General features: G+C 38.8%; 13 protein-coding genes. 12 read left to right on the top strand and 1 reads right to left on the bottom strand.

The features are described from left to right. The first annotated feature begins 373 nt into the window (after positions 1 to 373). The 9 genes from HT687_RS03295 to HT687_RS03335 all read left to right on the top strand — a co-directional run bounded on the left by HT687_RS03295 (position 374) and on the right by HT687_RS03335 (position 10,300). The gene (locus tag HT687_RS03295; protein ID WP_023935603.1) at positions 374 to 2,143 is read left to right on the top strand and encodes a PTS mannitol-specific transporter subunit IIBC; all 1,770 of its coding nucleotides are present in this window, start codon (positions 374 to 376) and stop codon (positions 2,141 to 2,143) included. A 23-nt stretch (positions 2,144 to 2,166) separates the two neighbouring features. Further along, entirely contained in the window at positions 2,167 to 4,122 is a 1,956-nt protein-coding gene (locus HT687_RS03300) for a transcription antiterminator (protein WP_014017193.1), read from the top strand. 1 nt (position 4,123) lies between these two features. Continuing rightward, the gene (locus tag HT687_RS03305) at positions 4,124 to 4,561 is read left to right on the top strand and encodes a PTS sugar transporter subunit IIA (RefSeq protein WP_000764149.1); all 438 of its coding nucleotides are present in this window, start codon (positions 4,124 to 4,126) and stop codon (positions 4,559 to 4,561) included. Positions 4,562 to 4,622: 61 nt separating this feature from the next. Next, positions 4,623 to 5,759: a mannitol-1-phosphate 5-dehydrogenase gene (locus tag HT687_RS03310; protein WP_000682963.1), complete on the top strand. Its 1,137-nt coding sequence runs from the start codon at positions 4,623 to 4,625 to the stop codon at positions 5,757 to 5,759. Positions 5,760 to 5,920: 161 nt separating this feature from the next. Further along, positions 5,921 to 6,970, top strand: a complete 1,050-nt coding sequence (locus tag HT687_RS03315) for an LLM class flavin-dependent oxidoreductase (protein WP_031233454.1) — start codon at positions 5,921 to 5,923, stop codon at positions 6,968 to 6,970. Positions 6,971 to 7,188: 218 nt separating this feature from the next. After that, complete coding sequence (locus HT687_RS03320; protein ID WP_023935605.1) at positions 7,189 to 8,196, top strand: uroporphyrinogen decarboxylase family protein; 1,008 nt, start codon at positions 7,189 to 7,191, stop codon at positions 8,194 to 8,196. A gap of 9 nt (positions 8,197 to 8,205) precedes the next feature. Beyond that, a complete protein-coding gene (locus tag HT687_RS03325) occupies positions 8,206 to 8,409 on the top strand; it encodes a hypothetical protein (RefSeq protein ID WP_000823548.1) in 204 nt (67 codons plus the stop codon). A gap of 2 nt (positions 8,410 to 8,411) precedes the next feature. Next, positions 8,412 to 9,410: a uroporphyrinogen decarboxylase family protein gene (locus tag HT687_RS03330; protein ID WP_000890777.1), complete on the top strand. Its 999-nt coding sequence runs from the start codon at positions 8,412 to 8,414 to the stop codon at positions 9,408 to 9,410. A gap of 11 nt (positions 9,411 to 9,421) precedes the next feature. Continuing rightward, positions 9,422 to 10,300: a transporter substrate-binding domain-containing protein gene (locus HT687_RS03335; protein ID WP_000039543.1), complete on the top strand. Its 879-nt coding sequence runs from the start codon at positions 9,422 to 9,424 to the stop codon at positions 10,298 to 10,300. On the opposite strand, the gene HT687_RS12170 is transcribed toward HT687_RS03335, so the two are convergent. After that, positions 10,278 to 10,400, bottom strand: coding sequence for a hypothetical protein (locus HT687_RS12170; protein ID WP_261814493.1), 123 nt, complete (start codon positions 10,398 to 10,400; stop codon positions 10,278 to 10,280). The genes HT687_RS03335 and HT687_RS12170 overlap by 23 nt on opposite strands. Positions 10,401 to 10,477: 77 nt before the next feature. Here HT687_RS12170 and HT687_RS03340 point away from each other — a divergent pair, with 77 nt between their 5' ends. Genes HT687_RS03340 through HT687_RS03350 form a run of 3 tightly spaced genes read left to right on the top strand, consistent with a single transcriptional unit; the run spans position 10,478 to position 12,670 of the window. Continuing rightward, positions 10,478 to 11,170: an amino acid ABC transporter permease gene (locus HT687_RS03340; RefSeq protein WP_023935606.1), complete on the top strand. Its 693-nt coding sequence runs from the start codon at positions 10,478 to 10,480 to the stop codon at positions 11,168 to 11,170. A 3-nt stretch (positions 11,171 to 11,173) separates the two neighbouring features. Beyond that, on the top strand, positions 11,174 to 11,896 hold the full coding sequence (locus HT687_RS03345; RefSeq protein WP_000362517.1) for an amino acid ABC transporter permease: 723 nt from the start codon (positions 11,174 to 11,176) through the stop codon (positions 11,894 to 11,896). Between the two features lie 9 nt (positions 11,897 to 11,905). Then, entirely contained in the window at positions 11,906 to 12,670 is a 765-nt protein-coding gene (locus tag HT687_RS03350; RefSeq protein ID WP_000942260.1) for an amino acid ABC transporter ATP-binding protein, read from the top strand. Positions 12,671 to 12,725: the final 55 nt, after the last annotated feature.

Below are 12,725 nucleotides of genomic sequence, written 5' to 3' on the forward strand. Positions count from 1 at the left end.
AAATGATGATAAGGGTTTACTTTTCAATAATTATAGCAGATTGAATTTAGAACAGTACACAGGAATACTAAAATATTTCTAGAAATTAATTTGAATTTTCCAATTGATTTGTTCGTATCTTATTTCAAACTACTATAAAAAGAGGAAGCTGGGCAAAAACTCAATTTGAAGAGAAAATTCAGTAAATCTTTCCATGATAAAACGCATCATATTAAGGTTTTGTACACCTGATATGATGCGTTTTATCATTTTTAAGCCTTTTTGCCCAGCCTCGTCAAAAGTAAAGTTTTGGCACAAAATCTGTGACAAAACTTTAGTTTTAAAGGTTTTTAACTTTGTATATACTAGTTTTAAGAAAAGGAGGATGATCCTAATGGAAGAAAAAGTATCATTGAAAGTCAGAGTTCAAAAACTAGGGACATCGCTTTCAAATATGGTTATGCCCAATATTGGAGCATTTATTGCTTGGGGAGTGTTGACTGCCCTCTTTATCGCTGATGGCTATCTGCCAAATGAACAGTTAGCTACTGTTGTTGGTCCTATGTTAACGTATTTATTGCCAATCCTGATTGGTTACACAGGTGGATATATGATCCATGGTCAACGTGGTGCCGTTGTAGGAGCTATTGCTACTGTTGGTGCAATCACAGGTTCTAGTGTTCCTATGTTTATCGGAGCTATGGTAATGGGCTCACTGGGAGGATGGACTATCAAGAAATTTGATGAAAAGTTCCAGGAAAAAATTCGTCCCGGATTTGAAATGTTAGTTAATAATTTCTCAGCTGGTCTCGTTGGTTTTGCATTATTGCTTTTGGCTTTCTACGCAATCGGTCCAGTCGTATCGACTCTTACTGGAGCTGTTGGGAATGGTGTTGAGGCTATTGTCAATGCTCGCCTCCTTCCTATGGCTAATATTATCATCGAACCGGCTAAAGTCCTTTTCCTCAATAATGCCCTCAATCATGGCATTTTTACTCCTCTGGGAGTAGAACAGGTAGCTCAAGCTGGTAAGTCAATTCTCTTCCTATTGGAAGCTAATCCTGGACCAGGCCTGGGAATTCTATTAGCTTATGCTGTATTCGGTAAAGGTTCTGCTAAATCTTCTTCTTGGGGGGCAATGGTTATTCATTTCTTCGGAGGGATTCATGAAATTTACTTTCCTTATGTTATGATGAAGCCTACTCTATTTTTAGCTGCTATGGCAGGAGGTATCTCTGGAACTTTTACTTTTCAACTCTTAGACGCTGGTCTTAAATCTCCAGCTTCACCAGGTTCTATTATTGCGATTATGGCTACGGCGCCAAAAGGCGTTTGGCCCCATCTAAATGTTCTTCTAGGTGTTTTAGTGGCAGCAGTTGTTTCTTTCCTTGTAGCAGCCCTTATTCTTCATGCAGACAAGTCAACTGAGGATTCTCTCGAAGCTGCTCAGGCGGCTACCCAAGCAGCTAAGGCTCAGTCTAAAGGTCAGTTAGTATCAACTTCTGTTGATGCAGTTGTTTCGACAGACTCAGTGGAAAAAATCATTTTCGCCTGCGATGCTGGTATGGGAAGCTCTGCTATGGGAGCTAGTATTCTTCGAGATAAGGTTAAAAAAGCAGGTCTAGAGATTCCAGTATCTAATCAGGCAATCTCAAATTTGCTTGATACACCAAAAACATTAATTGTTACTCAGGAAGAACTGACACCAAGAGCTAAAGACAAGAGTCCAAGTGCTATTCATGTTTCTGTTGATAATTTCTTAGCGTCCCCTCGTTATGATGAAATTGTAGCTTCATTAACAGGAGCTTCTCCAATAGCAGAAATTGAAGGAGATATATCAACTTCAGCATCAGTAGATAGTCAGGAAATTGACCTTAACCATATTGATGCTGTAGTAGTTGCTTATGGTAAAGCACAGGGATCTGCAACTATGGGCTGTGAAACGATTCGGGCTATCTTTAGAAACAAGAATATTCGTATTCCAGTTTCTACTGCCAAAATTTCAGAATTAGGTGAATTTAATTCTAAAAACATAATGATTGTAACAACTATTTCTTTACAGGCAGAAGTGCAGCAAACAGCACCGAATTCTCAATTTCTTATTGTGGATAGTTTAGTAACAACACCAGAATATGACAAAATGGCTGTTAGAATGTACAAATAGAACTAGAGGTTTCTAAATTACGAATGCTATTAACCAAACGAGAAGAACAATTATTGAAGGCTTTCCTACATGTAGGGAAGCTTTCAATGCAAGACATGACTGAAATCTTACAGGTTTCATCTAGAACAATTTATCGAACTTTATCAGATTTGACAGATAGCATGGAGCAATATGGAATCGAAATAACGAAGCATGGGAAATACTATATTTTGACTGGAGAGTTGGATGATTTGCCGACAGAACTTGAAGTGTTAGTTGAGTATAGTCCCCAAGAAAGACAAGAGTTGATTACCTATCGCCTTCTGACTGAGAGTGGTTTTGTCACCAATGAAGCATTGCAAGAGTGCATGAAAGTCAGTAATGTAACTATTATTCAGGATATTTCAGATATTGATAAGCGTCTTTTAGACTTTGATCTGAAAATTGAACGACAAAAAGGTTATCGTATTTCTGGTGATTCAGTTGGTAAGAGAAGATTTTTGGCTATTTTACTGACAAACTGTATCTCAGTAGCAGATTTTTCAACCGGTAATTTTGGGAGCTTTGATATTTTAGAAGCAGATAGAACTAGGCTGGCCAGTCAGATTGTTAATAAGCAACTGTCAGGTTTTCCAGATATGGATGCTAGGATGAAGATGTTTTTTGCGATCTTGTTATCTCTTATAGGTCAGGAGCAAAACATTGAAAATTCACCTAATACTAGTAAGCAGGCTTTGGAAATTTCTCAAAAAATTTTTCAAGCTTACTCTAAGCAGACTGCACAATTTTATAGTATTCAGGAAATTATCTATTTTGCGAGCATCTTGGATGAATTAATCATTAAACGTCAGGACAATCCGCTCTTTACGGAGAAATTTGATGGTGAATTTTTCTACAATATTTCAAATCTGATTGATACGGTTTCCATGTATACCAAGATTGACTTTTTTAAGGACAAGGTTTTATTCAATTTTCTTTTCCATCATATTCGGCTCAGTTTAGGCGTCCCTATCCTTTTTCAGGGTGAAAATTTGCCAGAATCTGTCCAGATTTTAGTTGAAAGGAATAAATTTCTTTATACAGTCATCAGTCTTTTAGTAAATGATATTTTTCCGAAATATCTTCATACAGAGTATGAGTATGGCATGATTGCCCTACATTTTATCTCTAGCTTAGGCCGTAGTCCAGAGATTTATCCAGTCCGTGTTTTGCTTTTAACGGATGAACGTCGGGTCACTAGAGATTTATTAGTCAGTAAAATTAAGAGTGTTGCTCCTTTTGTAGAGTTGATAGATATTCAGTCTCTAGTAGATTACCACAGTATTGATCTCAGTCAGTATGATTATATTTTATCTACCAAGCCGCTGACTAATCAGGAAATCGATGTAATTTCTAGTTTTCCAACCGTCAAAGAACTGCTTGAATTACAGGAACGACTTCAGTATGTACAGGCACATCGTACAATTGTCGCGCGTGATGCTATCGCTCCAGAGAAAAGTTATGACTTGCAAGATTATTTAATATCTAGTAGTCAGCTTTTGAGTCAATTCGAGTTGGTTCAATTGGAGAATAATCAATCATTTGAGCACACGGTAGAACAAATCATCCAATATCAGAAGAATGTGAGTGACAGAGATTACCTAACAAGAAAATTGTTATCTCACTTCCAGAATAGTCCTATGGCTATTCCTAATACTGGTCTGGTGCTTTTACATAGTCAGTCTAGCAAAGTAACAACAAATAGTTTTACTATGTTTGAACTCAAACTACCTATCTCCGCATTGTCAATGAAACGAGAGGAAGAAGAGGTCAAAAGGTGTCTGCTAATGCTAATGTCTAAAGAAGCTAGCGAGGAAGCTAGAGATTTAATGACAGCTATTAGTCAGTCGATTATTGAAAATCATCTTTATACAGAGATTTACAAGACGGGAAATCAATCCATTATTTATCAGATGCTAAATACTATTTTTAAAGAAAAAATTAAGAAATTGGAGAACTAATATGAAACTTGAAAAACATTTGATTAAGCTTAATAAACAATTTTCTAACAAGGAGGAAGCTATTTGTTATTGTGGGCAAGTTCTTTATGAGGGTGGATATGTTAATGAAGACTATATTGAAGCCATGATTGAGCGAGATAAAGAGCTATCTGTTTACATGGGTAACTTTATCGCCATACCGCATGGAACAGATGCAGCAAAAAATGATGTCCTCAAGTCTGGTATTACAGTCGTTCAAGTCCCTAGAGGGGTTGATTTTGGGAATGTATCTAACCCTCAAGTGGCAACGGTTCTTTTTGGTATTGCTGGTATTGGTAATGAACACTTAGAAATTATTCAGAAAATTTCTATCTTCTGTGCAGATGTAGATAATGTTCTTAAACTAGCAGATGCTCAGTCAAAAGAGGAAGTGTTGCGCTTATTTGATGCTGTTGAATAATTGAATTTCGTCATTTGTCATCTAGTATATATGTCCCTCAAATAGGAAAAGGAGAAATTTAATGAAACATTCTGTTCATTTTGGTGCCGGTAATATCGGTCGTGGTTTTATAGGTGAAATTCTATTTAAAAATGGTTTCCATATTGATTTTGTGGATGTCAATAATCAGATAATTCATGCTCTAAATGAAAAGGGCAAGTATGAAATTGAAATTGCACAGAAAGGACAGTCTCGTATAGAAGTAACTAATGTGGCTGGCATTAATAGTAAAGAAGATCCTGAGCAAGTCATTGAAGCGATTCAAAAGACGGATATTATTACTACTGCAATCGGACCTAATATACTCCCTTTTATCGCTGAACTTCTAGCCAAAGGAATCGAAGCTCGCCGAGTTGCAGGAAATACACAGGCATTGGATGTTATGGCCTGTGAAAATATGATTGGCGGGTCTCAATTTCTTTATCAAGAAGTCAAGAAATATTTAAGTCCGGAAGGTTTGACATTTGCTGATAACTACATAGGTTTTCCAAATGCTGCAGTAGACAGGATTGTTCCAGCACAAAGTCACGAAGATTCCCTTTTTGTTGTGGTCGAACCCTTTAATGAATGGGTCGTGGAAACCAAGCGTCTTAAAAATCCAGATTTACGTCTAAAAGATGTGCATTATGAAGAAGATTTAGAACCCTTTATTGAGCGAAAACTTTTTTCAGTCAATTCTGGACATGCAACTTCAGCTTACATTGGTGCGCATTATGGTGCCAAGACAATTTTGGAAGCTCTTCAAAATCCTAATATCAAATCTCGGATTGAATCTGTATTAGCTGAAATTCGGAGTCTCTTGATTGCCAAATGGAACTTTGATAAAAAAGAATTGGAGAATTATCACAAAGTCATTATAGAACGGTTTGAAAATCCTTTCATAGTGGACGAGGTTAGTCGCGTAGCTCGTACTCCAATCCGAAAATTAGGCTATAATGAACGATTCATCCGGCCGATACGTGAATTGAAAGAACTCAGTTTGTCATATAAAAACCTACTTAAAACAGTTGGCTATGCCTTTGACTATCGCGATGTAAATGATGAAGAAAGTATTCGATTAGGTGAATTGTTGGCTAAACAATCAGTCAAAGATGTTGTTATACAAGTTACAGGTTTAGACGACCCAGAATTGATTGAGCAAATTGTAGAGTATATTTAATCTTTTTCGAAAATCTCTTCAAATCAGGTTAGCATCCATCTGCAACCTCAAAACAGTGCTTTGAGCAGCCTGCGGCTAGCTTCCTAGTTTGCTCTTTGATTTTCATTGAGTATTAGAATAATTTTTCAAATTGGAGGACAGAGTAGATAGGGATAATGGATATGGTAGAATTGGGAATTTCAACATTTGGGGAAACAACGGAGCTTGAAGGGATTGGGCAAACTTACAGTCATGACGAACGCATTCGCCAGTTGCTAGCAGAGGTTGAACTGGATGACAAGGTTGGTTTGGATGTATATGGGATTGGTGAGCACCATCGAGCGGATTTTGCAGTATCAGCTCCAGAGATTGTACTAGCAGCTGGGGCAGTCAATACCAAGAAAATCCGTTTGACCAGCGCAGTCAGCATTCTCTCAAGTATGGACCCCATTCGCTTGTTCCAACAGTATGCCACTATCGATGCTTTGTCAAATGGACGTGCGGAGATTATGGCTGGAAGGGGCTCTTTCACGGAATCTTTCCCCTTGTTTGGCTATGATTTGAAAGACTACGAAGCCCTTTTTGATGAGAAATTAGACTTGCTTCAGTTAGTCAATGAAAAGACCAAGTTAGACTGGCAAGGTCGCTTGACCCAAACAATCTCTGGCAAAGAAGTCTATCCTCGTCCAGTTCAGGACAAATTGCCCTTGTGGATAGCTACAGGTGGTCATGTCGAATCAACAGTGAAGATTGCTCAGGCAGGCCTACCGATTGTCTATGCCATTATTGGTGGTAACCCTCGTTATTTTAAAAAGTTGATTCAGGCTTATCGTGAGATTGGGAGCGAAGCAGACCATGCCAGTCATGAACTAAAGGTTGGGGTCCATTCTTGGGGTTGGATTGCTGAAGATGGCGAGCAGGCTGTGAAAGATTATTTCCATCCGACCAAGCAAGTAGTGGATGCTATTTCCAAAGACCGTCCACACTGGCAAGAATTGCGTTATAAGCAATATTTGGAGCAGGTAGGATCAAATGGCGCCATGTTTGTGGGCAATCCAGATCAGGTGGCCGAAAAATTGATTCGCATGATTGAAGATCTAGGCTTGGAGCGCTTCATGCTCCATTTACCGCTTGGTTCCATGCCTCATGATCAAGTTCTAAGAGCTATTGAACTCTTCGGCACGCAAGTGGCTCCAGAAGTACGGACTTATTTTGCCATGAAAGAGGCTTAATAAAAAATCCTAATCAGGCTGATAAAAAATCTATATAACAACTATTTTAAAAAAGCAATAAACAGAAAAAATCTCTGAAAAGCTAGTAAAATCAAGCTTTCCGGAGATTTTTTCGTTATTGATATAAACAATCTCAATCAAGTCGATAGTCAATATATATTGGGAAAAGGTCAAAAGGAGTGGTAAGATGGTTTCAATCCAAATGGAAGGAGAGAAGTATGACAAGTAAAAGAGAGCTAGTTTTTAGAGCTATTCGAGGAGAAGAGGTGGAACGGGTTCCTGTTGGCTTTTGGTTTCATTTTGTAATACTGGAGGAAAAAGGACAAGGTTTAAATAATCCACGTATCTTTCAAAAAAGTGTAGAGGGACATCGGAAGTACGTTGAAAGAATCCATCCTGATTTTGTCAAAATGATGAGTGACGGATTTTTCATTTATCCAAGTAATGTCTACAGTCCTAAGGTTACAAGTCTTCAGGAGTTAGCTTCTATTGAGTCGATTGGTGAAAACCATCCTTGGATTCAGCAACAAGTAGAAGTGGTAGAGGCTATTCGAGCAACCTTCACTGAGGACATTGCATCATTTTACAATATTTTTTCTCCGATCTCCTATTTGAAAAGGTGGTTTCGTACAGAGACTTCTAGAGGTGATAAGGAGGTTTCAGATCTTTTTCTTGAAAATCCAGAGCTATTCAGGGATGTTTTAGACGTGATAGCTGAGGATATCGCTATCCTAACTAAAAAAATCATTCAGGATGGTGGAGCAGATGGAATCTATCTCAGTACACAAGAAATTCAGGATGAGCGCATCACAGCAGAATTGTATCAGACCTATATTGAGCCAAGTAACATAAAGGTTTTAGAAGCTGCCAATCAGGTAGGTGGGGTAAATATCCTGCATATCTGCGGTTTCCAAGGTGCCAGTAACAATGTGACTATTTTCAAAGATTATCCAGCCCAGGTTTTCAACTGGGCAACCCACCATGAAGCAGTCAGTTTACCTCAAGGTCAGGAGTTATTTCATGGCCAAGCGGTCTTGGGTGGTTTTGAAAATGGGAAGCAGAGCCTGCTTTACGGAGGTAGAAAGGCTGCACTACAAGAGGAAACTAAACGATTGTTGGCTGAAGCTGGGACTAGAGGAGTCCTTCTTGGAGCGGATTGCACGGTTCCAGATGACTTTGAATTAGAAAGATTGGACTGGATTCGTCAGGCTGCTATGTTAGAATAGGAGAGCCTTATGAAAAGAAAAAAGTGGCTATTGGTAGGGACGGCCCTCGGCTTTGTCATCTTACTTGCGATCAGTCTTACAAAGGGACTTGCTTGTAAGGAAGGGCCAAGATGTCATGGGATTCAGGATTTTCAGAAGAGAAGTCTTCCCTTTATTCAAACCAATGATATTGCCAGTGTTTTATTAGTTGAAAAAGAAAGAAATGGAGAATAGAGATGTTAGAAAAAAGAGAATGGGTTTTAAAAGCATTTAGAGGAGAAGTGGTTGACCGTGTACCTGTAGGTTTTTGGCACCACTTTACATCAGAAGAGGAATGGTTAAAGGGATTTTCCAATCCTGTGATTATTGAAAAGAACATACAAGGTCACAAACGTTTTATCCGTGACCTACATCCAGACTTTATCAAGTTGATGAGTGATGGCTATTTTGCTTATCCAAATCCAGTTATTGCCAAAGGGAAGTCACTCCAAGAGCTGTCGGAGATTCAACCTCTGGGTAAAGATCATCCGTGGATTAGAGAGCAGGTAGAATTAGTGAAGAAGATTAAGCAGGAGTTTACGGAAGATATTGTTGCTATTTACAATATTTTTGCGCCTGTGACCTACCTCAAATGGTTACTTGGAGAAGTGTCTGGTGGAGATGATCTCATTGCAGACTTCTTAGTTCAAGATTCTCAGAAATTGAAAAAAGTACTTGATGTGATTGCGCAAGATATCGCTAGCTTGAGTCAAGCTATTATTAAAGATGCAGGAGTAGATGGTATTTATCTCAGTGTGCAAAGTATTCAGGATGCGCGTGTTTCTGCTGAAGCCTATCAGGAGATTATTGAGCCGAGTGAACTGACTGTTTTAAATGCGGCTAAGTCGGTTGGTGGGGTAAATATCCTTCATATCTGTGGCTATGAAGGAGCTCGAAACGATATTCATATCTTTGCAGACTATCCAGCTCATGTTTTTAACTGGGCAGTTGGTCCAGAAGGGATTAGTCTAAAAGAAGGTCGTGAGATTTTCAAGGGTCGTGCTGTTCTGGGAGGATTTGAAAACGGTAAAGATGGCCTTCTCTATCGAGGCAGTAAGGAAGAAATTCAGGCTGAAACCAAACGATTGGTAGAAGAAACAGGGAAAGATGGCCTCATACTTGGAGCAGATTGTACCATTCCAAACGATATTGCAGTGGAGCGTATCCAGTGGGTGAGAGAAGCAGTAGCTAAATAAAGGAGAAGAATATGAGTAAGAAAACATGGATTGTTGGTGGAGTTGCAGTTGTGGCAGTGCTTGGAGCAACGATTATTGGTAGGACTTTGTCGGGAGCATCTGCTAAAGGTGCAGATGCAGCTTCGTCTGGACAAGTAACAACTTTAAAAGTTGCCCATACTCAAAACTATGTCCCTTATGATTTTATTGACGAAAAAGGGGAATCAGATGGTTATGAAGTCGCTGTTTTAAAGGCGGTTGATGAGAAATTAGCAGATTATAAATTTGAGTATACTGGAACTAGTGATGATGATCTCTTGATTGGACTTGAGTCTGGCAAGTACGATATTGGAACTAAAGGTGCTTGGTATACAGATGAACGGGCTAAGAAATTCATTATTCCATCTGAGCCAGTAGGAGCCAGCATTATTGGTTTTACTGTCAGAAAAGGAGATGAAGCTAAATATAAGAATATTGATGATTTCGCCAAAAATAAAGGAAAATTAGTACCCATCTCTCCTCAAAATGCCCAGTGGAATGTGATTAATAGCTATAATGACAAGCACAAGGATACACCAATTGAGTTGACAGCTGCTGAATCTTTCAAGGTGGCAGATGCTTATGCTTGGGTTTTAGAAGGACGTTATGATGCTTTCTTTGACATCAAGTTGTCTTTTGAAAAAGCGGTGACAACAGATGATGGTTCTTACCACCAATATGCGGACAAACTTAGCTGGTTCCCTTATAAAGGAATTCCAACCTATCCCTTGATTCACCGTGATGAAAAGGGTGAGAAGTTTGCTAAAGAGTATGAAAAAGCGATTAAAGAATTAAAAGAAGACAGTACTCTAGCTAAACTTTCTCAAAAATACTTTAAAGAAGATGTCTTTAGCTACGTTGATAAAGATTAGATGAGCAATCAGGCATGTTATGCTCTTCGAAAATCTCTTCAAACTGCATCAACGTCGCCTTGCCGTAGGTATGGTTACTGATTTTGTCAGTTCTATCCACAACCTCAAAACACTGTTTTGAGCAACCTGCGGCTAGTTTGCTTTTTGATTTTCATTGAGTATTAGAAAGAGGTTTATATGGTTTCATATGATTTTTCAAGAGTGTTCCAATTTTTACCAACCTTATGGCAGGCTCTTCCTATGACCTTGTCCATTCTCTTTTTTACTACAGTCCTCGGTTCCCTTTTCGGTGGCTTACTGGCTTGGGCTCAAGTGGGAGAAGACAAGACTTTTGCAGGTCTTTCTAAGGGCTATATTTTCACTCTTCGCTGTACTCCCCCTATTGTTTTACTATTCCTTGTCTTTTATGGTTTACCTGAATTTTTAAAATGGTGGCTGAATTTAGATATCAACAACTGGTCTAAGACGGTCTTCGTCTTATTCACCATGGTCTTGCTATTTGCGGCTATCATTGCAGAAGTATTTAAGGCGTCCTATCAGGCAATTCCCAAAGGTCAGATGGAAGCTGGAGTCAGTATTGGTCTGACCCCTAGTCAGACATTTTGGAGAATCATTTTTCCTCAGGCTTTTCAAGTGGCTCTTCCAAATATGACGACCGCTATTCTAAATTTGATGCGGGACGCTTCCCTAGCCTATACGATTGGTTTTGTGGATGTCATGGGAGCTGGGAATCTCTTAATCAGTCGCAATTTGGGGAATTACTCTCTTGAAACCTATACAGCGGTTGCCATTCTTTATTGGGGTGTAGCCTTGGCTGTTTCCTTCTTGAGTCGCTTGTTAGAAAAATCTTTGGAAACGAAAGGGAGATAGGATATGGATTTAGACTATATTGCGAAAACTTTTTTAGAGACCTTAAAAGGGGTGCCAACCACCTTAATCATTATGATTGTAGCCATGGTCTTAAGTTTTGGACCAGCCTTGTTTTTAGCTCTGGGACAAATATATAAAGTCAAAGGTGTTCGAACTTTCTCTCTCGTGTATCTAGCTTTTATAAGAGCAACACCTCCGATTTTGCTGATTCTTTTCTTTTATAGTTTGTTTCCGAGTTTGCTCAATCAATTTCTCAAAAGCATAGGGAGTGATGTTGATATCTTTAAACTCAATCCGATCTATTATGCTTTTATTATCTATAGTTTGATGACAACAGGTAGTTTATCAGAAATCTTACGTTCGGCTATTTTGACTGTGGATAAGGGACAATTAGAAGCTGCACAAGCGATTGGTTTAACCACTAGTCAGGCTTATGTGAGGATTGTTTTTCCACAGGCCTTGCAATCAGCCTTGCCCAATCTGGCTAATCTAGTCATAAATATTGTAAAAGGAACCTCTTTGGTCTTTGTGATGACCATTAAGGATATTACAGCCATTGCCCGTGTTGAAGCGTCTTATGGTTATCAGTATTTTGAATCCTATTTTGTGATCTTTTTACAGTACATTCTTATTTGCGGATTGATTCAATGGGGCTTTTCAATCTTAGAGAAACGCTATATTCAAAGAAGAAAGGGACAAGTAGTGCCCAGTACAGGTTTAGCATAGGAGGAGACAATGTTACAAGTAGAACATGTTGCAAAAAAATTTGGAGACAGACAAGTCCTGGGAGATGTTAATCTCAAGGTCAACCAAGGGGATGTGGTTGTAATATTGGGGCCATCTGGATCAGGTAAAACGACTTTTCTCAGATGTCTCAATCATTTAGAAAAAGCCGATAGTGGCTCTTTGAAGCTTGCTGATAAAGAATACGACCTTGGAAAATTGACTAAAAAAGATATTTTAGAAATTCGCAAGAAGATTGCTTTCGTTTTTCAACATTATAATTTATTTGCTAATAAAACGGCCTTGGAAAATATTTTGGAGGGCTTGATTATTGCTCGGAAAATTCCTAAGGAAGAAGCAACAAAACGTGCGGAAGCTGCCTTAGAAAAAGTTGGTTTACTAGCTTATAAAGCTTACTATCCCTCTCAGCTTTCTGGAGGCCAGCAACAACGAATCGGTATTGCGCGTGCCATTGCTGTGAAACCAGAGGTCATTTTATTAGATGAGCCAACATCGGCCTTGGATCCAGAGTTGGTAGGGGATGTTTTAGATGTTTTAAAACAGTTAGCTAAAGAAGGAGTTACTATGGTAGTAGTGACTCATGAGATGGGTTTTGCTAGAGATGTAGCCAATCATGTTATTTTTATGGACGGTGGGAAAATTGTTGAAGAAAATAATGCCCATGATTTCTTTAGTCGTCCAAAAGAAGAACGAACCAAGCAATTTTTGGCACGAATACTCTCGGATGCGACCTATAGTGTAGAATATATGATTTGATAGATAGGCTTATCAGGGCAAAAATCAATCCCCCGAGCGTTAAGGCTTGGGGGAT

This window comes from Streptococcus sp. 1449 (genome assembly GCF_013276805.1).
In the GTDB taxonomy this organism is placed as follows: domain Bacteria; phylum Bacillota; class Bacilli; order Lactobacillales; family Streptococcaceae; genus Streptococcus; species Streptococcus pseudopneumoniae.

Coding starts and splice junctions, on each gene's coding strand:
- HT687_RS03295 (WP_023935603.1), top strand. CDS start 374: ATGGAAGAAAAAGTATCATTGAAAGTCAGAGTTCAAAAACTAGGGACA.
- HT687_RS03300 (WP_014017193.1), top strand. CDS start 2,167: ATGCTATTAACCAAACGAGAAGAACAATTATTGAAGGCTTTCCTACAT.
- HT687_RS03305 (WP_000764149.1), top strand. CDS start 4,124: ATGAAACTTGAAAAACATTTGATTAAGCTTAATAAACAATTTTCTAAC.
- HT687_RS03310 (WP_000682963.1), top strand. CDS start 4,623: ATGAAACATTCTGTTCATTTTGGTGCCGGTAATATCGGTCGTGGTTTT.
- HT687_RS03315 (WP_031233454.1), top strand. CDS start 5,921: ATGGTAGAATTGGGAATTTCAACATTTGGGGAAACAACGGAGCTTGAA.
- HT687_RS03320 (WP_023935605.1), top strand. CDS start 7,189: ATGACAAGTAAAAGAGAGCTAGTTTTTAGAGCTATTCGAGGAGAAGAG.
- HT687_RS03325 (WP_000823548.1), top strand. CDS start 8,206: ATGAAAAGAAAAAAGTGGCTATTGGTAGGGACGGCCCTCGGCTTTGTC.
- HT687_RS03330 (WP_000890777.1), top strand. CDS start 8,412: ATGTTAGAAAAAAGAGAATGGGTTTTAAAAGCATTTAGAGGAGAAGTG.
- HT687_RS03335 (WP_000039543.1), top strand. CDS start 9,422: ATGAGTAAGAAAACATGGATTGTTGGTGGAGTTGCAGTTGTGGCAGTG.
- HT687_RS03340 (WP_023935606.1), top strand. CDS start 10,478: ATGGTTTCATATGATTTTTCAAGAGTGTTCCAATTTTTACCAACCTTA.
- HT687_RS03345 (WP_000362517.1), top strand. CDS start 11,174: ATGGATTTAGACTATATTGCGAAAACTTTTTTAGAGACCTTAAAAGGG.
- HT687_RS03350 (WP_000942260.1), top strand. CDS start 11,906: ATGTTACAAGTAGAACATGTTGCAAAAAAATTTGGAGACAGACAAGTC.